The 25,004-nt window shown below is 59.2% G+C and carries 24 protein-coding genes and 1 riboswitch; of the genes, 7 read left to right on the plus strand and 17 right to left on the minus strand.

The window, feature by feature from the left end; genetic code table 11:
- The first annotated feature begins 113 nt into the window (after window positions 1-113).
- Entirely contained in the window at window positions 114-1,127 is a 1,014-nt protein-coding gene (gene tsaD / locus ACJBF3_RS18685) for a tRNA (adenosine(37)-N6)-threonylcarbamoyltransferase complex transferase subunit TsaD (protein WP_045330021.1), read from the plus strand.
- An 87-nt stretch (window positions 1,128-1,214) separates the two neighbouring features.
- On the opposite strand, the gene ureG is transcribed toward tsaD, so the two are convergent.
- The 10 genes from ureG to plsY form a co-directional block, all read right to left on the minus strand.
- A complete protein-coding gene (gene ureG / locus ACJBF3_RS18690) occupies window positions 1,215-1,832 on the minus strand; it encodes an urease accessory protein UreG (RefSeq protein WP_008503187.1) in 618 nt (205 codons plus the stop codon).
- Between the two features lie 9 nt (window positions 1,833-1,841).
- Window positions 1,842-2,516, minus strand: a complete 675-nt coding sequence (locus ACJBF3_RS18695; RefSeq protein ID WP_045330024.1) for an urease accessory protein UreF — start codon at window positions 2,514-2,516, stop codon at window positions 1,842-1,844.
- On the minus strand, window positions 2,516-3,055 hold the full coding sequence (locus ACJBF3_RS18700; RefSeq protein ID WP_045330026.1) for a HupE/UreJ family protein: 540 nt from the start codon (window positions 3,053-3,055) through the stop codon (window positions 2,516-2,518). The genes ACJBF3_RS18695 and ACJBF3_RS18700 overlap by 1 nt, the downstream gene beginning before the upstream one ends.
- Before the next feature lie 9 nt (window positions 3,056-3,064).
- Window positions 3,065-3,529: an urease accessory protein UreE gene (gene ureE / locus ACJBF3_RS18705; RefSeq protein ID WP_045330028.1), complete on the minus strand. Its 465-nt coding sequence runs from the start codon at window positions 3,527-3,529 to the stop codon at window positions 3,065-3,067.
- 9 nt (window positions 3,530-3,538) lie between these two features.
- Window positions 3,539-5,242, minus strand: a complete 1,704-nt coding sequence (gene ureC / locus ACJBF3_RS18710; RefSeq protein ID WP_045330031.1) for an urease subunit alpha — start codon at window positions 5,240-5,242, stop codon at window positions 3,539-3,541.
- On the minus strand, window positions 5,235-5,549 hold the full coding sequence (locus tag ACJBF3_RS18715; protein WP_045330034.1) for an urease subunit beta: 315 nt from the start codon (window positions 5,547-5,549) through the stop codon (window positions 5,235-5,237). Before ACJBF3_RS18715 ends, ureC begins: the two co-directional genes overlap by 8 nt.
- Window positions 5,550-5,559: 10 nt before the next feature.
- Complete coding sequence (locus tag ACJBF3_RS18720) at window positions 5,560-5,862, minus strand: urease subunit gamma (protein ID WP_045330036.1); 303 nt, start codon at window positions 5,860-5,862, stop codon at window positions 5,560-5,562.
- 10 nt (window positions 5,863-5,872) lie between these two features.
- Window positions 5,873-6,700 carry an urease accessory protein UreD gene (locus tag ACJBF3_RS18725; RefSeq protein ID WP_045330038.1) on the minus strand — a complete coding sequence of 276 codons (828 nt, stop codon included), beginning with the start codon at window positions 6,698-6,700 and terminating at the stop codon, window positions 5,873-5,875.
- 188 nt (window positions 6,701-6,888) lie between these two features.
- Window positions 6,889-8,355 carry an MFS transporter gene (locus ACJBF3_RS18730; RefSeq protein ID WP_045330041.1) on the minus strand — a complete coding sequence of 489 codons (1,467 nt, stop codon included), beginning with the start codon at window positions 8,353-8,355 and terminating at the stop codon, window positions 6,889-6,891.
- A gap of 90 nt (window positions 8,356-8,445) precedes the next feature.
- On the minus strand, window positions 8,446-9,060 hold the full coding sequence (plsY, locus tag ACJBF3_RS18735; RefSeq protein WP_008502955.1) for a glycerol-3-phosphate 1-O-acyltransferase PlsY: 615 nt from the start codon (window positions 9,058-9,060) through the stop codon (window positions 8,446-8,448).
- Window positions 9,061-9,167: 107 nt separating this feature from the next.
- Here plsY and folB point away from each other — a divergent pair, with 107 nt between their 5' ends.
- Both folB and bacA read left to right on the plus strand, forming a co-directional pair.
- Window positions 9,168-9,536: a bifunctional dihydroneopterin aldolase/7,8-dihydroneopterin epimerase gene (gene folB / locus ACJBF3_RS18740; RefSeq protein ID WP_045330043.1), complete on the plus strand. Its 369-nt coding sequence runs from the start codon at window positions 9,168-9,170 to the stop codon at window positions 9,534-9,536.
- Window positions 9,537-9,642: 106 nt separating this feature from the next.
- Entirely contained in the window at window positions 9,643-10,464 is an 822-nt protein-coding gene (gene bacA / locus ACJBF3_RS18745) for an undecaprenyl-diphosphate phosphatase (protein WP_045330046.1), read from the plus strand.
- A 13-nt stretch (window positions 10,465-10,477) separates the two neighbouring features.
- Here bacA and ACJBF3_RS18750 read toward each other — a convergent pair whose 3' ends face one another.
- Both ACJBF3_RS18750 and ACJBF3_RS18755 read right to left on the minus strand, forming a co-directional pair.
- Entirely contained in the window at window positions 10,478-11,719 is a 1,242-nt protein-coding gene (locus ACJBF3_RS18750) for a multifunctional CCA addition/repair protein (RefSeq protein WP_045330049.1), read from the minus strand.
- A 60-nt stretch (window positions 11,720-11,779) separates the two neighbouring features.
- On the minus strand, window positions 11,780-12,400 hold the full coding sequence (locus tag ACJBF3_RS18755) for a TIGR04211 family SH3 domain-containing protein (RefSeq protein WP_024906484.1): 621 nt from the start codon (window positions 12,398-12,400) through the stop codon (window positions 11,780-11,782).
- 229 nt (window positions 12,401-12,629) lie between these two features.
- Here ACJBF3_RS18755 and ACJBF3_RS18760 point away from each other — a divergent pair, with 229 nt between their 5' ends.
- Genes ACJBF3_RS18760 through hldE form a run of 3 tightly spaced genes read left to right on the plus strand, consistent with a single transcriptional unit; the run spans window position 12,630 to window position 18,279 of the window.
- Window positions 12,630-13,931 (plus strand): inorganic triphosphatase, encoded by a 1,302-nt coding sequence (locus ACJBF3_RS18760; RefSeq protein ID WP_045330050.1) that lies wholly within the window; start codon window positions 12,630-12,632, stop codon window positions 13,929-13,931.
- A 21-nt stretch (window positions 13,932-13,952) separates the two neighbouring features.
- A complete protein-coding gene (gene glnE, locus ACJBF3_RS18765; protein WP_045330052.1) occupies window positions 13,953-16,808 on the plus strand; it encodes a bifunctional [glutamate--ammonia ligase]-adenylyl-L-tyrosine phosphorylase/[glutamate--ammonia-ligase] adenylyltransferase in 2,856 nt (951 codons plus the stop codon).
- A gap of 40 nt (window positions 16,809-16,848) precedes the next feature.
- A complete protein-coding gene (gene hldE / locus ACJBF3_RS18770; RefSeq protein WP_045330055.1) occupies window positions 16,849-18,279 on the plus strand; it encodes a bifunctional D-glycero-beta-D-manno-heptose-7-phosphate kinase/D-glycero-beta-D-manno-heptose 1-phosphate adenylyltransferase HldE in 1,431 nt (476 codons plus the stop codon).
- A 113-nt stretch (window positions 18,280-18,392) separates the two neighbouring features.
- Here hldE and ubiK read toward each other — a convergent pair whose 3' ends face one another.
- Complete coding sequence (gene ubiK, locus ACJBF3_RS18775; RefSeq protein ID WP_045330058.1) at window positions 18,393-18,689, minus strand: ubiquinone biosynthesis accessory factor UbiK; 297 nt, start codon at window positions 18,687-18,689, stop codon at window positions 18,393-18,395.
- A gap of 119 nt (window positions 18,690-18,808) precedes the next feature.
- Window positions 18,809-18,959: riboswitch (FMN riboswitch) on the plus strand.
- Window positions 18,960-19,065: 106 nt separating this feature from the next.
- Between ubiK and ribB the strand changes: the two genes are divergently transcribed.
- Window positions 19,066-19,719: a 3,4-dihydroxy-2-butanone-4-phosphate synthase gene (gene ribB, locus ACJBF3_RS18780; RefSeq protein ID WP_045330061.1), complete on the plus strand. Its 654-nt coding sequence runs from the start codon at window positions 19,066-19,068 to the stop codon at window positions 19,717-19,719.
- A gap of 44 nt (window positions 19,720-19,763) precedes the next feature.
- On the opposite strand, the gene ACJBF3_RS18785 is transcribed toward ribB, so the two are convergent.
- From ACJBF3_RS18785 to ACJBF3_RS18800, 4 genes are all read right to left on the minus strand, one after another.
- Window positions 19,764-20,825, minus strand: coding sequence for a fimbrial protein (locus ACJBF3_RS18785; protein WP_045330064.1), 1,062 nt, complete (start codon window positions 20,823-20,825; stop codon window positions 19,764-19,766).
- A complete protein-coding gene (locus tag ACJBF3_RS18790; RefSeq protein ID WP_045330067.1) occupies window positions 20,809-21,570 on the minus strand; it encodes a molecular chaperone in 762 nt (253 codons plus the stop codon). The genes ACJBF3_RS18785 and ACJBF3_RS18790 overlap by 17 nt, the downstream gene beginning before the upstream one ends.
- 6 nt (window positions 21,571-21,576) lie before the next feature.
- Window positions 21,577-24,015, minus strand: a complete 2,439-nt coding sequence (locus ACJBF3_RS18795; RefSeq protein ID WP_045330109.1) for a fimbria/pilus outer membrane usher protein — start codon at window positions 24,013-24,015, stop codon at window positions 21,577-21,579.
- A 74-nt stretch (window positions 24,016-24,089) separates the two neighbouring features.
- Window positions 24,090-24,650 carry a fimbrial protein gene (locus tag ACJBF3_RS18800; protein WP_045330069.1) on the minus strand — a complete coding sequence of 187 codons (561 nt, stop codon included), beginning with the start codon at window positions 24,648-24,650 and terminating at the stop codon, window positions 24,090-24,092.
- Between the last annotated feature and the right edge of the window lie 354 nt (window positions 24,651-25,004).

Raw genomic sequence — 25,004 nt, forward strand, 5'->3', positions numbered from 1 at the left:
ACTTTAATAAGGGTGAGGAGTATACACGAGCCTTCTTCCTGGGGCGAACAAAGTTTTACATCAACCCGCCCAGGCTCTACACTGCGCGGTATTGAAACGAGGTAAAACAACTCATGCGTGTACTGGGTATTGAAACATCCTGCGATGAAACCGGCATCGCGATTTACGACGACGAAAAAGGGCTTCTGGCCAACCAGCTGTATAGTCAGGTGAAATTGCACGCTGACTACGGTGGCGTCGTCCCTGAACTGGCCTCTCGTGACCACGTGCGTAAAACGGTTCCCCTGATTCAGGCGGCGCTGAAAGAAGCCGGATTAACGGCAAAAGAGATTGATGCAGTGGCGTATACCGCAGGCCCGGGCCTGGTTGGCGCGCTGCTGGTTGGCGCGACGGTTGGCCGTTCGCTGGCGTTCGCGTGGGATGTGCCGGCCATTCCGGTTCACCATATGGAAGGGCATCTGCTGGCGCCGATGCTGGAAGAAAACCCGCCGGAGTTTCCGTTTGTGGCGCTGCTGGTCTCCGGCGGCCATACGCAGCTGATTAGCGTAACGGGCATTGGCAAGTACGCGCTGCTGGGCGAGTCCATCGACGACGCCGCCGGTGAAGCGTTCGACAAAACCGCCAAGCTGCTGGGGCTGGATTATCCCGGTGGCCCGATGCTTTCGAAAATGGCGTCGCAGGGAACGGAAGGGCGCTTCGTCTTCCCGCGCCCGATGACCGACCGTCCGGGGCTGGACTTCAGCTTCTCCGGGCTGAAAACCTTCGCGGCCAACACGATTCGCAATAACGATGACAGCGACCAGACCCGCGCCGATATCGCCCGTGCGTTCGAGGATGCGGTGGTAGACACGCTGATGATCAAGTGCAAGCGCGCGCTGGATCAGACCGGCTTTAAGCGCCTGGTGATGGCGGGCGGCGTCAGCGCCAACCGCACGCTGCGCGCGAAGCTCGCCGATATGATGCAAAAGCGTCGCGGGGAGGTGTTCTACGCGCGTCCGGAATTCTGCACCGATAACGGGGCGATGATCGCCTACGCCGGGATGGTGCGCCTGAACGCGGGCGCAACGTCTGACCTGAGCGTGTCCGTGCGTCCGCGCTGGCCGCTGGCGGAACTGCCTGAGGCGTGAGTTTTTTTGCCCGGTGGCGCTGCGCTTACCGGGCCTACAAAACCGTAGGCCGGGTCAGGCGAAGCCGCCACCCGGCAACAAACCGCACTACACCCGCAGCATCCCTTTCTCTTCCAGAAACGCAATAATCGTCCCCAGGCCGTCACCCGCCTTCAGGTTGGTAAAGGTCCACGGACGCTCGCCGCGCATGCGGTTGGTGTCGCGCTCCATCACCTCCAGCGACGCACCCACGTAAGGCGCGAGATCGGTTTTGTTGATCACCAGAAAATCGGATTTGGTGATCCCCGGTCCGCCCTTGCGCGGAATTTTTTCCCCTTCGGCCACGTCGATCACGTAGATGGTCAGATCCGCCAGCTCCGGGCTGAACGTCGCGCTCAGGTTGTCCCCGCCGCTTTCCACGAAGATCAGATCCAGATTACCGAACTTCTCGCTTAACGCTTCCACCGCCGCCAGGTTCATTGAGGCATCTTCGCGGATGGCGGTATGCGGGCAGCCGCCGGTCTCCACGCCCACAATGCGCTCCGGCGCCAGCGCGCCCGCCTCGGTCAGAATGCGCTGATCCTCTTTGGTGTAGATATCGTTGGTCACCACCGCCAGATGGTACGTGTCGCGCATCGCCTTGCAGAGCGCTTCCAGCAGCGCGGTCTTGCCCGACCCAACCGGGCCACCCACGCCCACGCGCAGGGGATGTTTGTAATCAGCCATGTTGACTCCTCAGGAACGGAATAGTCGTGAATATTGGGTTTCGTGGCGCGCGGAGGCGATGGCGGACAGCGGCGTTGCGGCACCGATCTCGTCATCACTGCGCAAAAATGCCTGTTCGAGCCCGGTGGCAAAATGGTCGCTCAGTTCAATAATCAGCTGCTGCGCGGCCTGTTGCCCAAACGGCACCAGCTTAACGCCCGCCATAACCGCGCTCTCCATCCAGCTGTAGCCGAGGCTCAGCGCCAGCTCGCGCACGTTAATGTCCCAGCGCACGCCGAGCCAGGCCATGCCGCAGAGCTGGCTTTGCCTACTTAGTGCCAGCCATTCTGCCGGGCAGTCCGGCTCCCAGCTTTTAATGAGGCGCGTAAAGGCCGCCCCGCGGTTGCGCTCCTCTTCGCGCAGCTCGCGCGTCTCCCGGCAGGCGAGCAGCCAGGCGGTCCAGCGTTTGGCCGCAGCCAGATCGCGCCGCGTGCAGGCCTGATACAAACGAATAAACAGCGGCAGATCGACGCAGAAAAAACTTTGCTCCATCTGCTGAACTTGCCAGCGTTTAAAGGCGTCGGCGCTCGCGACCCAGCCTGCCTCAACGGCCCACTCCAGCCCCTGCGACCAGGTAAACGATCCGACCGGCAGGCTGCTGCTGGAGAGCTGCATCAGGCGCAGCCGCTGACGAACGTGCTCCATCAGCTCATCAGCGCCAGCAGGGCGGAGACGATCAGCCCGCCGCCGAAGGCTTTGCGCAGGCCGTCGTGACGGCGCAGCAATAATCCTGCCGCGAAGCTGGCGCACAGCACCGTGGCGCTGGCGAACATAAACCCGCTGGTGAAGAGCCAGAAGCTGTGGCCCGACATCTCCACGCCGTGCGCCCAGCCGTGGAACATCGCCAGGGCAGGCACCGCCAGCAGCAGACGGTTTTCGGTTTTAAACATCATCACGCCGCTGACCGCCAGCGAGGCGATAATCAGCATCTCCATGCCGCTAAAGCCGCCGAGCAGGCTGCCCGCAATCGCGCCCACGAGCATCATCCCGAGCGTGGCAAACGGCAGCAGGAGCCTGCGGCCGCTGAGCGCCGAGAGTACGCCCGCGCCGGTGAGCATCAGCAGGTGATCGAGCCCGGTCAGCGGGTGGAGAAAACCGGCCTGAAAGCTGTCGGCCCCGTGGCCGGGATGGGCGAGCGCCGGTACGGAAAAGGCCAGCAGTAACAGAGGTAAATACTTGCGCATGAGGGATCCTTAATGTGAATGGGTATGAGCGTGGCTATGGCTATGGGCATCGCTGGCATACGCGCCCGCTTCCGGTTCAAACGGCAGGCTGGCGTAGGTAACCTCCAGCCCAAACTGGCGCAGCATGTCGTCGAGAACGTGATCGTGGTGATAGCGCAGCTCGCCGGGCATGACCTGCAGCGGCACGTGGCGGTTGCCCAGGTGGTAGCAGGCGCGGGCGAGCAGGAACGGATCGGCGCAGCGCACCACGGAGACCGACTCTGCTGCTGCGATCACCTCGATCACTTCGCTGCCGTCGTCGGTGGTCAGCAGGTCGCCCCCGCGCAGCAGCAGGCCGCGCGGCAGCATCAGCCCGGCGTCGCGGCCGTCGTTCAGCGATACGCGGGCGCGGCTTTTGACCCGCACGTCAATCGGCAGCGTGACGCTGGCGGTTACCGGGTGGGCATGGTCCAGGCGTTGGGTTAAATAGATCATCATCACTCCTCAAAACAGGAAATAGCGTTGCGCCATCGGCAGAACGTCGGCCGGTTCGCTAGTGATCAGTTCACCGTCGACGCGCACCTCGTAGGTTTGCGAATCGACGGTGATGTTGGGCTGCAGGCCGTTGTGGATCATGTCCGCCTTTTTCACCGTCCGGCAGCCTCTCACCACCGCCGTGGCGCTCTGCAGGTTAAGCTGCTGCGGGATGCCGTTTGCCGCCGCGGCCTGCGAGATAAACGTCAGCCGCGTGGCGTGGCGCGCGGCACCCAGCGCGCCAAACATCGGGCGGTAATGCACCGGCTGCGGCGTGGGGATTGAGGCGTTGATATCCCCCATCGGCGCGCAGGCGATCATCCCGCCCTTGACGATGGTGGCGGGTTTTACGCCGAAGAACGCCGGGGACCAGACCACCAGATCTGCCAGCTTGCCCGCCTCAATCGACCCCACTTCATGGGCAATACCGTGGGTCAGCGCCGGGTTAATGGTGTATTTGGCGACGTAGCGCTTCACGCGAAAGTTGTCGTTCTCGCCGGTCTCTTCCGGCAGCGCGCCGCGCTGGACCTTCATGCGGTGCGCCACCTGCCAGGTGCGGATAATCACTTCCCCGACGCGGCCCATCGCCTGCGAGTCTGACGAGGTGAGCGAGAACGCGCCGATATCGTGCAGCACGTCTTCGGCGGCGATGGTCTCCCGGCGAATGCGCGATTCGGCAAACGCCACGTCTTCGGCGATATCCGGGTCGAGGTGGTGACAGACCATCAGCATGTCGAGATGCTCGTCGATGGTGTTCACGGTGTAGGGCAGCGTCGGGTTGGTGGAAGAGGGCAGAATATTCGGATGCGCGCAGGCGGTAATAATATCCGGCGCATGGCCGCCGCCTGCACCTTCGGTGTGAAAGGTGTGGATCGTGCGTCCGCCAATCGCCGCCAGCGTGTCTTCCACAAATCCGGATTCGTTCAGCGTGTCGCTGTGCAGCGCCACCTGAATATCCATCTCCTCGGCGACGTCCAGCGAGCAGTTGATGGCCGCAGGCGTGGCGCCCCAGTCTTCGTGGATCTTCAGCCCGATGGCACCGGCGGCAATCTGCTCGCGCAGGGCGTCCGGGCTGGATCCGTTACCTTTGCCGAGCAGGCCGATATTCACCGGCAGCGCATCGGCAGCCTGCAGCATGCGGGCGATATACCACGGTCCCGGCGTGCAGGTGGTGGCGTTGGTGCCCGCCGCCGGACCGGTGCCGCCGCCAATCATGGTGGTGACGCCGGAGACCAGCGCCTCTTCCACCTGCTGCGGGCAGATCCAATGGATGTGGGTGTCGATCCCGCCTGCGGTGACGATCTTCCCTTCGGCGGCGATGACTTCGGTTGCGGCACCCATCGGGATCGTCACGCCGGGCTGAATGTCCGGGTTACCGGCTTTGCCGACGGCGAAGATCCTTCCGTGTTTCACGCCGATATCGGCCTTCACGATCCCCCAGTGATCGACGATCAGCGCGTTGGTCAGCACCAGATCCACGCAGCCGTCTGCGGTCATCTGCCCCTGGCCCATGCCGTCGCGGATCACCTTTCCGCCGCCGAACTTGACCTCCTCGCCGTAGACCGTGAGATCGTCTTCCACTTCAATCCACAGCTCGCTGTCGGCCAGCCGCACCTTATCGCCGGTGGTGGGGCCGAACATATCGGCATAGGCCTGGCGCGACATCTCAGCCATGCTGCACCTCGCCCATTACCTCGCCGCGAAAACCGAAAATTCGCTGCGCGCCCGCAACCTGAACCAGCGTCACCTCGCGCTTTTGCCCCGGCTCGAAGCGCACGGCGGTGCCCGCAGGGATGTTGAGCCGGTATCCCCTGGTGGCTTCCCGATCGAACTTCAGCGCCGGGTTAACCTCATAAAAGTGGTAGTGCGATCCGACCTGGATCGGCCTGTCGCCGTGATTTTCAACAATCACGGTGTGGGTTTCGCGCCCGACGTTGATCGCAATCGTGCCGGGCTGGATCTGGTATTCGCCTGGGATCATTACGCGCTCCTTAAGCGATCGGGTTGTGGACGGTGACGAGCTTGGATCCGTCCGGGAAGGTGGCTTCGACCTGAATATCCGGGATCATCTCCGGGACGCCCTCCATCACCTGGTCGCGCCTCAGGACGTGGCGGCCCGCCTCCATCAGCGAGGCGACGGTTTCGCCATCGCGCGCGCCTTCCATAATAAAGGCGCTGATCAGCGCGACCGATTCCGGATAGTTGAGCTTTACCCCGCGCGCAAGGCGGCGCTCGGCAACCAGCGCGGCGGTGAACAGCAACAGCTTGTCTTTTTCTCTGGGGGTCAGTTCCATAACGTTTCTCTTATGTCTGCCAGATACGCGGCGAACAGGCGTTTTTGGTGGTGAGAAGCGGGCGAAGCGACCGCCAGACGTCGCGCATCACCCGCTGACAAATCAGGTTGTCGTGGGAGAGAAAACGCACCGACAGCAGGCCGTCGGTTAGCGTTGCGCCCGCAAAATTTTCCAGCGGCGCGAGCCGCTCGCGCACCGATTCCAGGTGCTCTTCACGGGCCGGATAGAACAGCAGGGTGCCGATCCACGGATGGCCGGCGACGGGGGTGAGATCGCCCCCGCTAAGATGCTGGCGCTCGATCAGGCGCGGTTCGTCGTCGACCCAAACCTCAAGGCGGCTCTCCAGCGTGCCGTGGCTGAAGGTCTCATTGATTACCGGGCGTCCCAGACAGTACAGCTCCCACGCCAGCAGCGTGCTGGAGGCTTTGAGGTGGAAGACTGAGCGCAGCGCGGCATTCGCGCCGGGAAAAATAATGGTGTCCTGCGGCAGCCACTCCAGCGTGGATTCGTCATCGAGATAAAAGTGCTGACTCAGGCGAGCCCGCGGGCCGCTGCTGCGATAGAACTTGCTGGCGCCGGGCATGGTGATAAGCGTATGGCTTTTGGCGTCCAGCCGCACGGAAATGTCCAGCGTATCGCCGCCCACAATCCCGCCCGGCGGGTGCAGCAGGTAGAGGTGACAGGTTTCCCCTTCAGGGTAAAACGGACGTTGAACGGTAAGGGGCCCGAGGTGGTGTGCGGAGTACAGGAGGGTTTTCTCAGGGGTGTGACAAAACTGCAGGGCAAGCGACGCCTGCCAGCCTTTATACGTATTATCAGTGACCTGAGCTGCTAACATGCTGCATCCATCTGCTCATCATCGGGTCATTTCAGTATGCCCTGGCAGAAATGAAGGCTGTCATATGAGTCGCTTATGGATAAAAAACGGCTCATGTGATTTTCGCCCGGCGGCGCTACGCTTGCACGGGCCTACAAGATAATGCGCAGTGTAGGCCGGGTAAGCGCAGCGCCACCCGGCAGGAAAGGCTAGCGATAATCCTCCGCATCCACATCATATCCGGACGGCTCCCAGCGGATCGCCAGCAGCGAGGCCAGGCCGATAAACGGCGCCAGCGCAATCACCCAGAATACGGCGGTGTCGAGTGACGCGACCAGCAGCGGGAACAGGAACAGCGACAGCGTGGAACTGCTGCGCATTAGCGTCTGGTTGAGACCCACGCCCACGCCGCGCAGCGAGGTTGGGTAGCTCAGCGAGGCAAACGTCATGGTATGCGCGCCCGGGCCAACGCCCTGACCAAACAGGAAAAGCGCCAGCATCGCGACGGCCAGCACGCCTTCAGAAGCGCCTTCCGGTCGTCCAATCAGCGCCAGTCCCAGCAGCGCGACCAGCTGGCAGGCATAACCCGCCAGCGACATCCGCCATGCGCCGAAGCGCGGTACGTAGCGTACCGCCAGCAGCCCGCCGACGAACGCAAACAGCAGGTTAAGCGCCAGAGAAATCAGGATGGTGGTGAGCATCGACTGGACAAAGAAGCTGGAGACGATCACCGGCAGTCCAAACGCTACGGCGTTATAGGCAAACGAGGAGACGACGGACAGCAGCGTGGCGAGCGTGGTGCGCCGCAGATAGCTCCCGCGGAACAGGTTCAGGTAGTTGGACCATTTCGCTTTATTCACCACGGGAGCTGGCTGGCTGAGCGCATCCTGCGGCACGTGGGCGTTGATGTTATAGGACTGGCGTAAAATGGACGCTGCCTCTTTCAGGTTACCCTGGTTCGCCGCCCAGACCGGCGATTCGCTCATATAGCGGCTGCGGATGGCGATGATGACCAGCGCGGGCACCGCGCCAAAGCCGAGGATCAAACGCCACAGCCAGTCGCTGTGGCTTGCCGGCAGCACGGTGTAGAAAAAAAGCACCAGCAGGTAGGAGATGCTGATGGCGGCATACCAGGTGGGGCACCACATCGCGACGCTGGAGGCCTTGTTTCCAGGGCCTTTCAGCTTCGCGAACTCGCTTAAGAACGCCATCGCCACGGGGAGGTCGATCCCCACGCCAAGCCCCATGACAAAGCGGGCGCCCGCCAGCACATATTCATTGGGGGCCAGCGCACAGGCGATGGCGGCCACCACGAAGAACACCATATCCGCCATAAAAACGCGGTAGCGCCCAATTTTATCCGTGAGGTAACCGCCGAGCAGCGCCCCGACAATCGCGCCAAAGGTGATCGCCGAAGCCACCATGCCGGTACCGGCGGGCGTCAGGTTAAATTCACGGGTAATATCTTTAATGCCGAACGCCAGCGCGCCCAGATCGTAGGCATCGAGGAATATCCCGCCCAGCGCGATACCGACCACGATACGGGCGTTTGCCCGGCCCTGAGAACCGTCATTAACGAGGCGGGATACATCCGAGGCGCTGCGCACCCACTGGATGTCGCCGTCGGGGTGATTTCCTGCCGTTGAAAGGGGAGTGGTTTCTGTAATTTCAGCCATTTTCTTCTTGTGTGGTTGTGTTGTGTCTCTCACAGTTACCACAGACAGAAGGTGACCAAAATCACATTTGGCTATAAGGCATAACTAACCTTATGGGGCGTCTTTTTTCTTCCTCTTGAGCTTCGTCCAAATCTTGGTTTCCTGACGACGCCACAGGCGCTGGATATTGTCGTGATGACGCAGCAGGATAAGACAGGAGAGCATCGACACCGGGAAGGTGAACTGGGGCTTGAACCACCAGACGTAGAACGGGGCGATCAGCGCGCTGACGATAGCGCCCAGCGACGAATAGCCGCTCAGCAGAATGGTCAGTAGCCAGGTACCTGCCATCACGCCGGTCAGATCCCAGCCGATGGGCGCAATGGCACCAAAGGCGGTTGCAACGCCTTTGCCGCCTTTAAAACCGAAGAATACGGGCCAGATGTGGCCGACGCAGGCGGCGATTGCGATAAGCCCGAGCCAGAACGGCGTGACGCCCAGCGCATAAGCGCCCCAGACGGGAAGCATTCCTTTCAGCACATCAAAAATCAAAACCGCTACGGCTGCTCCCTTGCCGCCAATTCGTAATACGTTGGTCGCTCCCGGATTCCCGGAACCGCTTTCGCGCGGGTCAGGTAACCCGGCAATGCGGCAGACCAGAATGGCGCTGGAGATTGAGCCGCAAAGGTAGGCGAGGAGGATCATTCCAGGCGCGATTGCACTCATAACGCTGTTCCGTTTTGAAAAGGTATCTGTATTCTCAGCATCTGTGGATAATACGCATAATTCGCCGGAAGTGGTATCCGGTTTAGCCAAAAAGCAGGCAGGTCGTGATGGATATTGTATTTATAGAGCAACTTTCGGTAATCACCACTATTGGTGTTTACGACTGGGAACAGACCATCGAGCAGAAGCTGGTGTTCGATATCGAAATGGGCTGGGATAACCGCAAGTCGGCAAAAAGCGATGACGTGAACGACTGTCTGAGCTATGCCGACATCAGCGAAACGGTCATCGGCCACGTCGAAGGGCAGCGTTTTGCGCTGGTGGAACGTGTGGCGGAAGAGGTGGCGGAACTGCTGCTGACCAGATTCAATTCACCGTGGGTGCGCATCAAGCTGAGCAAGCCTGGCGCGGTGGCGCGCGCCGCCAATGTGGGGGTCATTATCGAGCGTGGCACAAATCTGAAAGAAAAGATTTAACGTCATAATAGCTAAACCATTTTAGGCTATAACGGTCTCAAGACTGTATCTTATCGGTGGTCCGTTTGGGACACCGTTTTTTTATATCTTTTTTAGGGGTTTATAGATGAGCGATATGCACTCGCTGCTGGTGGCGGCAATACTGGGTGTGGTCGAAGGATTGACGGAGTTTTTACCGGTTTCCAGTACCGGCCATATGATTATCGTTGGCCATCTGCTGGGCTTTGAAGGCGATACCGCGAAAACGTTTGAAGTCGTGATCCAGCTGGGGTCAATTCTGGCGGTGGTGGTGATGTTCTGGCGCCGCCTGTTTGGGCTGATCGGCATTCACTTTGGCCGTCCGCCTCAGCACGAAGGGGCCGGTAAAGGCCGCCTGTCGCTGATCCATATTCTGCTCGGGATGATCCCGGCGGTGGTGCTGGGCCTGGTTTTCCACGACGCCATCAAATCGCTGTTTAATCCGATTAACGTGATGTATGCGCTGGTGGTCGGCGGCGTCCTGCTGATTGCCGCCGAAGTGCTGAAGCCAAAAACGCCGCGTGCGGAAGGTGTGGACGATATGACCTATCGCCAGGCGTTTATCATTGGCTGCTTCCAGTGTCTGGCGCTGTGGCCGGGCTTCTCCCGTTCAGGCGCTACCATCTCCGGCGGGATGCTGATGGGCGTAAGCCGTTACGCCGCGTCAGAGTTCTCGTTCCTGCTGGCGGTGCCGATGATGATGGGCGCCACCGTGCTTGACGTCTATAAGAGCTATCACTTCCTGACGGCTGGCGACATTCCGATGTTCGCTGTCGGCTTCATCACCGCGTTTATCGTGGCGCTGATTGCCATCAAAACCTTCCTGCAGCTAATTAAACGTATCTCGTTTATTCCGTTCGCGATCTATCGTTTTATCGTGGCGGCTGCGGTATACGTGGTCTTCTTCTGATGACCCACAGCCCTCAGTCTTTCGGCTGAGGGCAATGCTTTTCCTTCCACGCCGCGACGGCATCAATCCGCCGTTTTGTCAGCTCCTCGCGGATCTCCGGGCCTTTAAACCCCGCCTCGATAACGTCTTTCGTCGGCACCGCTTTTGCCACCTCCCAGGCTTTACGCAGTAAACGTCCCTGCGGGTAGTCGCACGCTTCAAACCCGGTCCGACCGCGCACGTCCGCTTCGCTGGTGAGCGCGATCTGCTCGACGCGCTGCGGCTTGCGCCAGGCGTCGATGTTATCGAACAGCTTCACGATGGTGGCCGGTTTCAGGATCGGGAAGGTGTGGATCAGGTCGTGGAACTCGGCCACCAGTTTCGCCAGATCGCGGATCTCGTTCGGCACGCGCAGACGCTGGCACAGCCCCTCGACCAGCTTCACCCCTGCCGGGCCGTGCCCGTGGTGGCGAGGCCAGAATTCTTTGGGCGTTAAGCCTTTGCCGAGATCGTGGCACAGGGTGGAAAAGCGCACGTCAACGTCAGGGCTAAGCATGGCCGCCATGCTCAGGGTCATCAGCGTATGCACGCCGGTATCAATTTCCGGATGCCATTTCGCCGGGGCAGGTACGCCAAACAGCGCATCGATTTCCGGGAACAGCACCTTCAGCGCGCCGCAGTCGCGCAGGACCTGGAAAAAGACCTGCGGATTACGCGTGGTGAGGGCATTCTCCGTCTCTTTCCAGACGCGCTCTGGCGTCAGGTGTTCAAGCTCGCCCGCCTCGGTCATGGCGGTCATTAGCGCCATTGTCTCATCGGCAATACGGAAGCTGAGATGGGCATAACGCGCGGCAAAGCGCGCCACGCGCAGCACGCGGAGCGGGTCTTCAGAAAACGCGGGGGAGACGTGGCGTAAAAGACGATTGCGCAGATCGTCCTGGCCGCCATAGGCGTCAACGATCTGCCCGTTTTCGTCCTGCGCCAGCGCGTTGATGGTGAGATCGCGACGCAGCAGATCCTGCTCCAGCGTGACGTCCGGCGCGGCATAGCAGGTGAAGCCGGTATAGCCCGAGCCGGATTTCCGCTCGGTGCGCGCCAGGGCGTACTCTTCACGGCTTTTCGGGTGCAGGAACACGGGAAAATCGCTTCCTACCTGCTGGTAGCCCGCGTCGAGCATCTCTTCCGGGGTGGCGCCAACCACCACCCAGTCTTTATCTTTGACCGGCAGACCTAACAACGCATCACGTACCGCACCACCGACCAGATAACTCTTCACGCCCCACTCTCCCGTTTTCTCTTTTCCAGAATGATACGTAAGTCTGGCAGAGAAGACGAATTAGTTCATCCAGCGGTCTTTACGCTTACGGCTAGGGATCAGGTGCGGCAGGACCAGACCCAGCACCAGACCGACGCCCAGCACGCCGCCGCCATACATAAACCACTGCATGATGATGGTGCGCTGTTTGTCATCGAGCTGCAGATTGGCGGCATTCACCTTCTTCTGCGCGACAATCAGTTCGTTTTTCAGCTTCTGGTTCTCTTCCTTCAGGCCGTTAATCACGCCGTCGCTCTGCGCCACTTTCTGCTGCATTTCAGCGGTGCGCTGGTTCCAGGTGCCGTCGATGTTGTTCAGCTTGTCGGTCAGGGTTTTCACCTGATTTTCCAGATCCGGCACGCGGGTGCGCAGGCTTGGCACGGTGCTCAGCTCTTTCAGCGGGATCCAGGACGTACGGCCGGTGCTGTCGCGCACCTGACCGTAATTAGTGTCGGCATTCGTCTGTAACAGGGTGACTTCCTCGCCGGCATTGACCGTGCCCACGAGGCGATAATTATCTCCGGGGCCACTGCGTACCCAGGTGTTCAGTTCGTCAGAAACGTAACGCTTCTCTTCAGCGTGCACTGCGGTTGCGGCGCTAAAAGCGAGTAAAGTAAGTCCAATCAGGCGTAATTTAAGCATCATTAGTCGTTATTTTCATAAATAGTGGAACGATAGTAGTGGCAACAGTGTCTCTACGCAAAGCATTCGTCAGCAATCGGAATCATCTGTGTCACGACTCTGGACATTTACGCCCGACAAATTGCTCATTGCATGGCAATTTGGCGCAAAATACTATGTACTGACAAACAAATGGCGAGGAAGTTCGCCCTCATTGACGCGTCTGTGACGCCCGCAAAAGTACAAGGCTATGGCTCAGGAAATCGAATTAAAATTTATCGTCGAAAAAGACAGCGTTGACGCACTCCGCCAGCATCTGCATACCCTTTCCGGCGAACACCATGCACCGGTACAACTGCTTAATATCTATTACGAAACGCCGGACAACTGGCTGCGTCGCCACGATATGGGCCTGCGCATCCGTGGCGCGAACGGCCGCTACGAGATGACGATGAAAATTGCTGGCCGCGTGGTCGGCGGTTTACATCAGCGTCCGGAATACAATATCGACATCAGCCAGCCAGAACTTGAGCTGGAACGCTTCCCGGCGGACGTCTGGCCGGAAGGTGGACTGCCTGCCACGCTGGCGGAGCAGGTGCAGCCGCTGTTCAGCACCGATTTCTGGCGCGAGAAATGGCTGGTGACGGAAGGTAAAAGCCGTATCGAAATCGCTCTCGATCTCGGTGAGGTGAAGGCGGGGGAGTTCCAGGAACCGATTTGCGAACTGGAGCTTGAGCTGCTGGAAGGTGACGCGAATGACGTCCTGAAGCTGGCGCGCAGGCTGGTGAACCAGTCCGGACTGCGTCAGGGAAGCCTGAGTAAAGCCGCGCGCGGTTATCATCTGGCCGCCGGGAATGCGCCGCGCGTCCTGAAAGAGACGACCATCCTGCACGTTGTGCCGAAAGCCAGCGTTGAACAGGGTCTGGAAGCCGCGCTGGAGCTGGCGCTTTCGCAGTGGCAGTACCACGAAGAGCTGTGGGCGCGAAACGTGAAAAACGCGAAATCCCACGTGCTGGCGGCGATTGCCCTGGTGCGCCATACCCTGGCGCTCTTTGGCGGTATCGTTCCTCGAAAAGCGAGCGCTCACTTACGTGATCTATTGACGCAAACCGAAACGCTGATGCTCTCGGACGTCTCTGCGCAAACGGCGATCTACAGCCCGCAAGCCGCTGCCGCAAAGCTGGCGCTGACCGAGTTTCTGGTCACGCGCGGCTGGCGCGCCTTCCTGGATGCGAAAGCAGAGTCCAAAATCGCGGAAAACTTTAAGCGTTTCGCGGACATTCATCTTTCCCGTCATGCCGCCGAGCTGAAAAGTACCTTTGCGTATCCGCTCGGCGATAAGTATGGCGATCAGCTTCCCCGTCTTTCGCGCAACATCGACAGCATGCTGCTGCTTTCCGGTGCCTACGACGGGCCACAGGCGCAGGCCTGGCTGGAAAACTGGCAGGGGCTGAAGCATGCCATTGAAACCCGCCAGCATATTGAGATTGAGCATTTCCGTAACGAGGCCATTTCGCAGGAGCCGTTCTGGCTGCACAGCGGAAAACGTTAACTCTGGCAAGGAACCCCCATAATGCCGCTTTCTTCGCAGTTACAGCAGCAGTGGCAGACCGTTTGCGAACGTCTGCCTGAGTCATTACCGGCGTCATCGTTAAGCGAGCAGGCCAGGGGCGTGCTCGCCTTCAGTGATTTTGTGCAGGACAGTATCGCCGCTAATCCGGACTGGCTGGCGGAGCTTGAGACCGCGCCCCCGCAGGCGGACGAGTGGCGGCAGTATGCCGGCTGGCTGCAAACCGCGCTGGCAGACGTGGCGGATGAAGCCACGCTGATGCGCGTTCTGCGCCAGTTCCGCCGTAGGGTGATGGTGCGCATTGCCTGGGCGCAGGCGCAGGCGCTGGTGAGCGAAGAGAGTACCTTGCAGCAGCTAAGCGAGCTGGCGCAGACGCTGATTGTCGCCGCGCGCGACTGGCTCTACGCCGCCTGCTGTAAAGAGTGGGGCACGCCGTGCAGCGAGGAAGGGGTTCCTCAGCCGCTGCTGATTCTGGGGATGGGCAAGCTGGGCGGCTGCGAGCTGAACTTCTCCTCCGATATCGACCTGATTTTTGCCTGGCCGGAGAACGGCTCCACGCGCGGCGGGCGTCGCGAGCTGGACAACGCCCAGTTCTTTACCCGCCTCGGCCAGCGCCTGATTAAGGCGCTGGACCAGCCGACGCAGGACGGTTTTGTCTACCGCGTAGACATGCGCCTGCGTCCGTTTGGCGACAGCGGCCCGCTGGTGCTGAGCTTTGCCGCGCTGGAGGATTATTACCAGGAGCAGGGGCGCGACTGGGAGCGTTACGCGATGGTTAAAGCCCGAATCATGGGCGACAGCGATGACGCTTACGCCAACGAGCTGCGCGCCATGCTGCGCCCGTTCGTGTTCCGTCGCTATATCGACTTCAGCGTTATTCAGTCCCTGCGCAATATGAAAGGGATGATTGCCCGCGAGGTGCGCCGTCGTGGGCTGAAGGACAACATCAAGCTTGGCGCCGGCGGCATTCGCGAAATCGAATTTATCGTTCAGGTGTTCCAGCTGATTCGCGGTGGCCGCGAGCCGTCGCTGCAGTCCCGCTCGCTGCTGCCAACGCTGAGCGCTATAGAACAGCTGCACCTGCTTCCGGACGGCGACGCGCAAACCCTGCGCGAGGCCTATCTGTTCCTGCGTCGTCTGGAAAACCTGCTGCAAAGCATTAACGACGAACAGACCCAGACCCTGCCGGGGGATGACCTTAACCGGGCACGTCTGGCCTGGGGCATGCGCGTGGACGACTGGTCAACGCTGACCGAACGGCTCGATGCCCATATGGCAGGCGTGCGCCGCATCTTTAACGATCTGATTGGCGATGACGAAAGTGAATCGCCGGATGATGCGCTTTCCGAGCACTGGCGCGAGCTCTGGCAGGACGCGCTTCAGGAAGATGACACCACGCCGGTGCTGACGCACTTGACCGACGACGCGCGCCATCGCGTGGTGGCGCTGATTGCCGATTTCCGTCTTGAGCTGAACAAGCGCGCCATCGGCCCGCGCGGTCGCCAGGTGCTGGATCACCTGATGCCGCACCTGCTGAGCGAGGTCTGCTCGCGCGCGGATGCGCCGGTGCCGCTGTCGCGCATGATGCCGCTGCTGAGCGGGATTATCACCCGTACCACCTATCTTGAACTGCTGAGCGAGTTCCCGGGGGCGCTGAAGCACCTGATTTCCCTCTGTGCCGCCTCGCCGATGGTGGCCAACAAGCTGGCGCGCTATCCGCTGCTGCTGGATGAGCTGCTCGACCCGAACACGCTTTATCAGCCGACGGCAACGGATGCGTACCGGGACGAGCTGCGCCAGTATCTCCTGCGCGTGCCGGAAGAGGACGAAGAGCAGCAGCTGGAGGCGCTGCGCCAGTTTAAGCAGGCCCAGATGCTGCGCGTGGCGGCCGCGGATATCGCCGGAACGCTGCCGGTGATGAAAGTGAGCGATCACTTAACCTGGCTCGCGGAGGCGATTATTGACGCGGTCGTGCAGCAGGCGTGGGTGCAAATGGTGGCCCGCTACGGCCAGCCGAAGCACCTTGCTGACCGTGAGGGGAGAGGATTTGCCGTGGTCGGTTACGGCAAGCTCGGCGGCTGGGAGCTGGGATATAGCTCCGATCTGGATTTAATCTTCCTGCACGACTGCCCGGTTGACGTGATGACCGACGGCGAGCGCGAAATCGACGGGCGTCAGTTCTATCTGCGTCTTGCCCAGCGCATCATGCACCTGTTCAGCACGCGCACCTCGTCGGGCATTCTGTACGAGGTGGATGCGCGCCTGCGCCCGTCCGGCGCGGCAGGCATGCTGGTCACCTCGACGGACGCTTTCGCCGACTACCAGAAGAGTGAAGCCTGGACGTGGGAGCATCAGGCGCTGGTGCGCGCCCGCGTGGTGTATGGCGATCCGCAGCTCAAAACGCAGTTCGATGCCATCCGTAAAGCGGTGATGACCACCGTGCGTGAGGGCTGCACGCTGCAAACGGAAGTGCGCGAAATGCGCGAGAAAATGCGCGCGCATTTAGGCAATAAACACCGCGATCGCTTTGATATTAAAGCCGACGAGGGCGGGATTACCGATATTGAGTTCATTACCCAGTATCTGGTGCTGCTCCACGCCCACGACAAGCCGAAGCTGACCCGCTGGTCCGATAACGTGCGCATTCTGGAACTGCTGGCGCAAAACGACATCATGGACGAGCAGGAGGCGCAGGCCTTAACCCGCGCCTACACCACGCTGCGCGATGAGCTTCATCACCTGGCGCTGCAGGAGCAGCCGGGCCACGTGGCGCTGGACTGTTTTGTTGCCGAACGCGCCCAGGTGACGGCCAGCTGGCAGAAGTGGCTGGTGGAACCGTGCGTAACAAAGCAAGTGTGATATTATCGCGCGCAAATTGTGAATCTTTCTGGAGTCAGGAATGAAAGTAACACTGCCAGAGTTTGAACGTGCTGGAGTAATGGTTGTTGGGGATGTGATGCTGGATCGCTACTGGTATGGGCCGACCAGCCGTATCTCTCCGGAAGCGCCGGTACCGGTCGTTAAGGTCGACACCATTGAAGAACGTCCCGGCGGCGCGGCAAACGTGGCGATGAACATTGCCTCTCTGGGCGCGCAGTCGCGTCTGGTGGGCCTGACCGGTATCGACGATGCGGCCCGCGCGCTGAGCAAGTCGCTGGCGGACGTGAACGTGAAGTGCGACTTCGTTTCCGTTCCGACCCACCCGACCATCACCAAGCTGCGCGTGCTGTCGCGCAACCAGCAGCTGATCCGCCTCGACTTTGAAGAAGGATTCGAAGGCGTCGATCCCGAGCCGCTGCACGAGCGCATTAATCAGGCGCTGGGCAATATCGGCGCGCTGGTGCTGTCTGACTACGCCAAAGGCGCGCTGGCCAGCGTGCAGACGATGATCCAGCTGGCGCGTAAAGCGAATGTGCCGGTGCTGATCGACCCAAAAGGCACCGACTTTGAGCGCTATCGCGGCGCGACGCTGCTGACGCCAAACCTCTCCGAGTTTGAAGCGGTGGCGGGCAAATGCAAAACCGAGGAAGAGCTGGTTGAGCGCGGCATGAAGATCATTGCTGACTTCGAGCTCTCCGCGCTGCTGGTGACCCGCTCCGAGCAGGGGATGACGCTGCTGCAGCCGGGCAAAGCGCCGCTGCACATGCCAACCCAGGCGCAGGAAGTGTACGACGTGACCGGCGCCGGTGATACGGTGATCGGCGTGCTGGCGGCGACGCTGGCCGCGGGCAACTCCCTGGAAGAGGCGTGCTACTTTGCCAACGCCGCGGCGGGCGTGGTGGTCGGTAAGCTCGGGACCTCAACCGTTTCCCCGATTGAGCTGGAAAACGCGGTGCGCGGCCGAGCGGACACCGGTTTTGGCGTCATGACCGAAGACGAGCTGAAGGTGGCCGTCGCCGCCGCGCGCAAGCGTGGTGAAAAAGTGGTGATGACCAACGGCGTGTTCGACATTCTGCATGCGGGCCACGTTTCGTATCTGGCAAACGCGCGCAAGCTGGGCGATCGCCTGATTGTGGCGGTCAACAGCGATGCGTCGACCAAACGCCTGAAGGGTGAAACGCGTCCGGTGAACCCGCTGGAGCAGCGTATGATCGTGCTCGGCGCGCTGGAGGCCGTGGACTGGGTGGTGTCATTTGAAGAAGACACGCCGCAGCGCCTGATTGCCGGGATTCTGCCGGACCTGCTGGTGAAGGGCGGGGATTACAGGCCGGAGCAAATCGCGGGCAGCGAAGAGGTCTGGGCCAACGGCGGCGAGGTGATGGTGCTCAACTTTGAGGACGGGTGCTCAACCACCAACATCATTAAGAAGATCCAGAAAGACAGTCAGTAAAAAAACGGGCCGAGTGGCCCGTTTTTCATGTCGGGTGGCGCTTCGCTTACCCGACCTACGCGTACCTGTAGGCCCGGTAAGGCGTAGCCGCCGCCGGGCACATCAGGACGCACTTATGCCCGATCGTCCACCGGCGGAATGGCCGGTGCCGGCTTCACTTCTTCTGCCGCATTGCGGTTTTCCAGCTCGGTCAGACGCTGTTCCAGCAGCGCCAGCTTTTCGCGGGTGCGCAGCAGCACCTGGGTCTGCACGTCAAACTCTTCGCGGCTGACTAAATCAAGGCGAACCAGCTGGGCCTGCAGCGTCTGGCGGATTTTCTTTTCGACGTCATCACCAAATTCACGAATGCCCTTCGGCATGGATTCGTGAACCTGACGCGCGATCTGCTCAATTTTCTTCGGGTCAATCATCGTGGCTTCCCTTGATAATACGGTGTTGATGAACATTGTAGCGCGTCATGCCCGGGGTAAACAAAATTGTTTGATGCTTATGCATTGCCCAGGATAATCAATAGCGTTATAGTTATCTCGCTTATTCTCAGGGCGGGGCGAAATTCCCCACCGGCGGTAAATCAGCTTAACGCTGAAAGCCCGCGAGCGCTTTGGGTGAATTCTCAAAGGTCAGCAGATCCGGTGTAATTCCGGGGCCGACGGTTAGAGTCCGGATGGGAGAGAGTAACGATCCAGTCGGGCATGGGCCCGCTCACGTTATCTTTTTGCCGCTTATACGGCGCTCCTAAGACTGCCCTGATTCTGGTAACCATAATGTTAATGAGGTTTTTTTACCATGAATCAGACGCTACTTTCCTCTTTTGGCACTTCAACTCAACGTGTTGAACATGCACTGGATGCGCTGCGCGAAGGCCGCGGTGTGATGGTGCTTGACGATGAAAACCGTGAAAACGAAGGCGACATGATTTTCGCCGCCGAAAACATGACCGTTGAACAGATGGCGCTGACCATCCGTCACGGCAGCGGCATCGTCTGCCTGTGTATTAACGAAGATCGCCGTAAGCAGCTCGACCTGCCGATGATGGTCGAAAACAACACCAGCGCCTTCGGGACCGGTTTTACCGTGACCATCGAAGCCGCGCACGGTGTGACCACCGGCGTGTCTGCGGCTGACCGTCTGACCACCGTACGTGCTGCGATTGCTGATGATGCGAAGCCATCCGATCTGCACCGTCCAGGCCACGTCTTCCCGCTGCGCGCGCAGGCGGGCGGCGTGCTGACCCGTGGTGGTCACACCGAAGCGACGATCGACCTGGTGACGCTGGCGGGCTTCAAACCTGCTGGCGTGCTGTGTGAACTGACCAACGATGACGGCACCATGGCGCGCGCGCCGGAGTGCATCACCTTTGCGCGTCTGCACAATATGCCGGTGGTGACGATTGAAGATCTGGTGGAGTATCGCCAGGCGCACGAGCGCAAAGCCAGCTGAAACCGCTGATGTGAAAAAGCCGGGGAAACCCGGCTTTTTTGTGCCTAGTGGTAGTTAATCTTAAACAGCACTACCGTTTCGAACGGGCCAGACTGAATGGCTTTTCCCGCAACAGGGGAGAGCTCTGCCGTGTAGGTTTGTTCATAGTTCAGCTTACTGCCGGTGAAATCCGCATACTCTTCATAATGGTTGTAGGTATAAGGTTCGGTTCCGTTGAGGATACGCAGCTTTAAGCCATTCCCAATCAACAGGGCGGTGTCGTTTTCTGACAGCGATTCCGTGGTGTAGAACGACGAATCCATTTTAAAGCCATCTGAACACTGGGCGTCCTGCACTTTGGTGGTTTTCACCGTAAAGGTGCGCTTGCGCGTCTGCTGATTCACGATGTCGCGGGCGCTGAAGGTCCCGAAATCAATCTCCTGGTTTTCAGGAAAAATGCTGAAGGTGGCCCCGCAGTCGAGAACGGTAATGTTATTCAGCCCGTTAATGTGGTACTTGAGGTTTTTGGCATCGGCCATCTGGTTGACCCCGCCTTTTCCGTCAAACTGAACCACGATGTAGTCCCCCAGCGAACTTTTGTAGCCGTAAGGTGGAATGGCCTTGAGGCGGACGTAAAGACGCAGTCGGGCCATGAACGTGCGCGTGGTGTGAATATCATAGGCATTGCCTGAGCATAGCCGGTTCTCCCACCCCATCTGCTTGATTTGCTCCGGGGTGTACATGGTGATGCTGTTATTATCAAGGCACTGGTGGGTATCTACGCCGTTTGGCTGCCCCGTCGCGTCATAATCCATGCCTTCATAGGAGACGCCCAGTTCGTAGTAAGGATCGGAAGCGGACGGATAGGGGTTGACCCAGGCATAGACGTCCTCTTTTTCGAAACTGCCCGCCACGTCGTGGTTACAGGTGACCGGGATTTTAATGTCGTCGGATTCCCAGATCTTTGCCCCCACCTGTGCGTTGCTGGGGATGGCGAACGGACTGATCGTGTTTGTCTGTTCCACCGGGCCGCCCTGAGCGCCCAGATAGCAGTCGAGCGCCAGCGCGGCTTTTAAGGGCAGCAGCACCAGCAGCGTGGCGATCAAAACGTTAGTGAGCTTTCGCATCGCTTTTGGCCTTCGCATCTTTCAGTTGGCAGATAGACGTGCCATGACAAGTTGCGTCAAGCTTTCTCAACGCGCCGTAATCGTCAATGTAGCCAATGCTGTAATAGCTGCCGTGATAGCCGCCGGTGGCGACAGAAGAGGTGGCAAAAGGTGCCAGCATCAGGCTGTCAAAGCCGGGCAGCATGGTTTTACCGTTTTTGCTCAGCCACGCGAGAGTGAGGTAATAGGGCGTAGGGTTGTGAATGGTCAGCCCGGTTGCCGTTGCCGTCACCTCCATGCGCATTTCAGAACGGTCGCCCGCTTTTTTCACGATGGCCTTCGGACGCCAGAACAGCTTGATGCGGCTCTGCATGGCGACCTGCATAACGCTGCGGTCATCGTTGAGGCTGGCGCTTTTTGGCGGCACTTCGCGAAGGTTGAAGTAGAAAAGCGATTCCCGATCTTTAGGCAGCGCGCTGGTGGCCGCCTGCTTAACGATCCTGACCTGGGATGACGATCCGGGCTCAATGCGCTGGATAGGAGGAAGCGCCATAAAGTGGTTGTCTTCCTTATGGCCATTTTCGTCTTCGATCCAGGAGAGCGCAAGATAGGGCAGCGCCTTGCTCTGGTTATCGACCTTCAGGCTGCTGGCCTTGTCGGTTTCGGGAAAGACGATGCGGGTGCGATCCAGGTTGATGGCGGCCTGGGTGGTGAATGCTGTGCCGATCAACATCAGGCACAGGCTTTTCAACGGAGTGAGTTTCATCATGATTTACTGACACGGCAGCATAAGCTGCGAAAGGTTAGTGAGGTGTGAAGGCAGCGTGAAGCGACACTGGCTGGCGTCGCCCCAGGTTACCAGGAATTGCTGCCCGGGCTGTACGGCGCCCAGCCAGATATGACCTTCGTCGGCGACGATGCCCACGTCTTTCCCGCTCTCCGCCAGCTGGACGCGCGCGCCCAGCGGCGGCGTGCCCGATGCGGTGCGCAGGATACCCGCGACATCATTTCCCGCCCGGGTGGCGATCTGACGGTAGCCAATAGCCCCTTCCGTCCAGGTTGAGGTCATGACGCGGTTATCCACGTCAACGCCTTCGGGGAGATCGTTCAGGTTGACCTGCACGCTCGACGGCGAGTAGCTGGAGAAGGACGGCAGCACCCCGATCCCGAACGCGTTGGTCTGGTCGCGCGACATGTTGAGCGGAATATTGCCGATGCCGTCCGTGCTCACCATGACCCGCGGCTCGTTGCCGTAGCTGCGACGATGCAGGGCCATGCCTTTTGCCGTGCCGGTGAACGATCCATTCCAGCTGGCGCTGAGGGAGCTGTACTCATTCGCCTTATAACTCCCTGAAACGTTGAGATCGCCAAGCGAGGAGTAGTGCTGGTAGTTTCCGCTGAACTGGGCGCCCGCGTCGCTCTGCTCGCTTTCGGTACCGGCAGAGACGCCCCAGGTGTTGTTTCTGTCGGCGGTGTCGTACCACGAAACGCTCTGGCTCAGGTTGTCGCTGTTGCGCAGGTCGTAGCTGAGACGATGGTCAGGATCCAGCGGCACGCTGAGGGACAGGTAGAACTGATTGTCGTCCTGGCGATCTTCATAGTGGGTTTTGCTGTACGACACCGAAACGCCGAGATTTTTCCAGCGGCCCAGATCGAAGTTATACCCCGCGGTCAGGCTTCCGGTGTTGGACGGCGCGTCATCCCACCAGGTCTGGCGGAGCAGGCTAAGGTAGAGATTGAGCGACAGCGCGGGAATGTACTGGCTGGCCGTGATGCTAAACGTCTGTTTTTCCGTCTGACTGTCATTATTGTCGCGGTCCACGTAGCGCGCGTAGCTCAGGAACTGCGGATCGGAGTAACGGTAGCTGGCAAGGGTGAGCTGGCTTCCCGTGGTATCAAAGCGTTTGCTGTAGTTTAAGCGGTAGCTGTACCCCGTCTGAGAAGCCTTGTCCGGGAGCTGGCTGGTCGCCTGGGTCACGTCGAAGGAGATGGCCCCGAGCAGGGCGAGGTTCTGCCCGATACCCGCTGCGACAGAGCGATAGTTATCCCCATCGGCGAGCGTGCCGCCGTACAGCGAGGTGTTGGAGAGTAATCCCCACGAGAACTCGCCGCTCATAAAGGCGCTGTCTTCAACGGCATGCGTCGCATTTTGCCGGGGTTTTCCTGCGGCAAGCTTGTAGCGAACCTGGCCCTGCCGCGTCAGGAAGGGTACGGAGGCAGCAGAGACCTGAAACGTGCTCACGCGGCCGTCTTCTTCGGTAATTTTCACGTCCAGCGTGCCCTGAACGGACTGGTTCAAATCCTGAATCACAAACGGACCGGGCGGCACCTTGGTTTGATAAATCACGCGGTCAGAAAGGCTAACCGTGACCGTGGCGTTGGTTTGCGCAATCCCGGCGATTTGCGGCGCATAGCCGCGAAGAGACCAGGGCAGCATGCGCTCGTCGCTGATCAGCGAAGCCCCGGTATAGGTAAAGGCATCAAAGATGGCGGACTGAAAGTCCGTCTCACCCAGCGTTAGCTTCGCGCCGAGCGTTGGCAGCGGACGGAACATGTACACGCGCGTGAAGCGGCCGTCATGGGTTGAACCACCGTCAGCGTGCGTCTGGGTGTACTGATAATCGCTGCGCAGCCGCCACGCGCCCAGGTTGGCGCCTGCCGTGCCGTAGGCATTGGCGTTGTCCGTGCTGCTGCCCTCCTGCGGCTGATAATGGCTGGCAAAGAGGTTATAGTCCAGCAGGACGCCGGCCACGCCGTTGTCCCAGGTGGAGGGCGGCATCCAGTCGTTCGGACGAAATTGCAGCATAGCCTGCGGCACCGTCACGTTCAGCGTTTGGGTGGACTGCTCGAAGCGAAATTTGATATCCGGTAGCGGCGTAAAATCAACGCAGCCCTGATTGAGCGTTAACGTCTGACGAATGTTGTCCTGCAGGCCAAAGGTATCGGCCAGTTCTGCGGGAATACAGACTTCTGCTTTACTGTTGACCTCTTTCCACGTCAGCTCCCAGCCGTTTGCCAGGGGCGTATTATTGATTGCGACGGTGACAAAATAACGCCCCGGCGTGACGGATGCTTCTTCCTTAAAGCGTGAGAGATCGATGCCCGATCGTAAGTCTTTATCGATAGCATTGATATTAAACTCAGTGCCCGAGGCGGCATGCGAAAGCATGAAGGCAGCAATGATGATTATTGATTGTGATTTATTTTTCATCATTCTGTTACTCGAAGAAATAAAAAGCCGACTGGCAGCCATCACCAGTCGGTCTAACGGTTCATGTTTAAAACTTATTTATACTGCAGCACATAGTTGGCGTTAGCTTCGACCTGGCCCGCGGTGGCCTTGGTGCCGGTCGGAACTTCCATACGTGCTTTAAAGTGCAGCGTCTGGGTGGCAGAACCCGCCAGCAGATCCACGGATTTTGCAGTACCGAGGGTGATGTTTGCTTCGGCGTTGTCCAGCAGGCGGACGCCAACGTTCTGCGCACCGTTTGCATAGGTGTTGCTCAGCAGGCTGGTATCTGTGGCGTTGGTGGCGGTGCTGGAGAAGGTCACTTCTACCTTAGTAATCGGATCCGCGGTTTCATCCTCCGGGTCTTGCAGCTGACAGTTCTCCAGGTTGATGTCTACCGCAACGGGGGTGGACTTCTTGTTCGCATTGATAACGGCGGTGGTTACTTCGCCGAGATCGACTTCTTTATCAACACTGTCTGGCGCAATGCTGCAAGGTGCGTCAATAACAACGCCCTTAAATTTAATTTTTCCGGAACCCTGATTGGCTGCAAATGCCGAACCAGAGACAATTGTCGCCATTGCAATGGCTAACAGTGCTTTTTTACCTGCATGCATGAAAATATCCTTTTCCAATGAATTCATAATCTGAATGATATATTTCAGAAAATTACCCTGAGATTATATCTTTGGAAAAAGAGGGAATGCGATTAGCTGCTCTTAAAAATAAATGTAGGTATTTTTAAAATATATGCCGAGGTGATCTTTAATGCGTGATTTTAAGCGAAAAATCGATTTTTCGTCCATTTGGTGAAACAATAATATTGTTATAATAATATCTTATTTAAATATTGACTTTCTGAAAATAAATAGATGTAAAAATACGTAAAAAAAAAGAAGCAATAAAGGCGTAAATTTCTTTTACCGGATTTATTAATTTTTGGTATGTTTGCCACCGCCACGCGGTGGCAG

Source organism: Enterobacter sp. PP-008-ECC_S150 (assembly GCF_045257065.1).
GTDB classification, from domain to species: domain Bacteria; phylum Pseudomonadota; class Gammaproteobacteria; order Enterobacterales; family Enterobacteriaceae; genus Enterobacter; species Enterobacter chengduensis.

Bases quoted from the DNA above. Each gene is read 5' to 3' on its own strand.
- tsaD (WP_045330021.1), top strand. From the start codon at position 114: ATGCGTGTACTGGGTATTGAAACATCCTGCGATGAAACCGGCATCGCG.
- ureG (WP_008503187.1), bottom strand. From the start codon at position 1,832: ATGGCTGATTACAAACATCCCCTGCGCGTGGGCGTGGGTGGCCCGGTT.
- ACJBF3_RS18695 (WP_045330024.1), bottom strand. From the start codon at position 2,516: ATGGAGCACGTTCGTCAGCGGCTGCGCCTGATGCAGCTCTCCAGCAGC.
- ACJBF3_RS18700 (WP_045330026.1), bottom strand. From the start codon at position 3,055: ATGCGCAAGTATTTACCTCTGTTACTGCTGGCCTTTTCCGTACCGGCG.
- ureE (WP_045330028.1), bottom strand. From the start codon at position 3,529: ATGATCTATTTAACCCAACGCCTGGACCATGCCCACCCGGTAACCGCC.
- ureC (WP_045330031.1), bottom strand. From the start codon at position 5,242: ATGGCTGAGATGTCGCGCCAGGCCTATGCCGATATGTTCGGCCCCACC.
- ACJBF3_RS18715 (WP_045330034.1), bottom strand. From the start codon at position 5,549: ATGATCCCAGGCGAATACCAGATCCAGCCCGGCACGATTGCGATCAAC.
- ACJBF3_RS18720 (WP_045330036.1), bottom strand. From the start codon at position 5,862: ATGGAACTGACCCCCAGAGAAAAAGACAAGCTGTTGCTGTTCACCGCC.
- ACJBF3_RS18725 (WP_045330038.1), bottom strand. From the start codon at position 6,700: ATGTTAGCAGCTCAGGTCACTGATAATACGTATAAAGGCTGGCAGGCG.
- ACJBF3_RS18730 (WP_045330041.1), bottom strand. From the start codon at position 8,355: ATGGCTGAAATTACAGAAACCACTCCCCTTTCAACGGCAGGAAATCAC.
- plsY (WP_008502955.1), bottom strand. From the start codon at position 9,060: ATGAGTGCAATCGCGCCTGGAATGATCCTCCTCGCCTACCTTTGCGGC.
- folB (WP_045330043.1), top strand. From the start codon at position 9,168: ATGGATATTGTATTTATAGAGCAACTTTCGGTAATCACCACTATTGGT.
- bacA (WP_045330046.1), top strand. From the start codon at position 9,643: ATGAGCGATATGCACTCGCTGCTGGTGGCGGCAATACTGGGTGTGGTC.
- ACJBF3_RS18755 (WP_024906484.1), bottom strand. From the start codon at position 12,400: ATGCTTAAATTACGCCTGATTGGACTTACTTTACTCGCTTTTAGCGCC.
- ACJBF3_RS18760 (WP_045330050.1), top strand. From the start codon at position 12,630: ATGGCTCAGGAAATCGAATTAAAATTTATCGTCGAAAAAGACAGCGTT.
- glnE (WP_045330052.1), top strand. From the start codon at position 13,953: ATGCCGCTTTCTTCGCAGTTACAGCAGCAGTGGCAGACCGTTTGCGAA.
- hldE (WP_045330055.1), top strand. From the start codon at position 16,849: ATGAAAGTAACACTGCCAGAGTTTGAACGTGCTGGAGTAATGGTTGTT.
- ubiK (WP_045330058.1), bottom strand. From the start codon at position 18,689: ATGATTGACCCGAAGAAAATTGAGCAGATCGCGCGTCAGGTTCACGAA.
- ribB (WP_045330061.1), top strand. From the start codon at position 19,066: ATGAATCAGACGCTACTTTCCTCTTTTGGCACTTCAACTCAACGTGTT.
- ACJBF3_RS18785 (WP_045330064.1), bottom strand. From the start codon at position 20,825: ATGCGAAAGCTCACTAACGTTTTGATCGCCACGCTGCTGGTGCTGCTG.
- ACJBF3_RS18790 (WP_045330067.1), bottom strand. From the start codon at position 21,570: ATGAAACTCACTCCGTTGAAAAGCCTGTGCCTGATGTTGATCGGCACA.
- ACJBF3_RS18795 (WP_045330109.1), bottom strand. From the start codon at position 24,015: ATGAAAAATAAATCACAATCAATAATCATCATTGCTGCCTTCATGCTT.
- ACJBF3_RS18800 (WP_045330069.1), bottom strand. From the start codon at position 24,650: ATGCATGCAGGTAAAAAAGCACTGTTAGCCATTGCAATGGCGACAATT.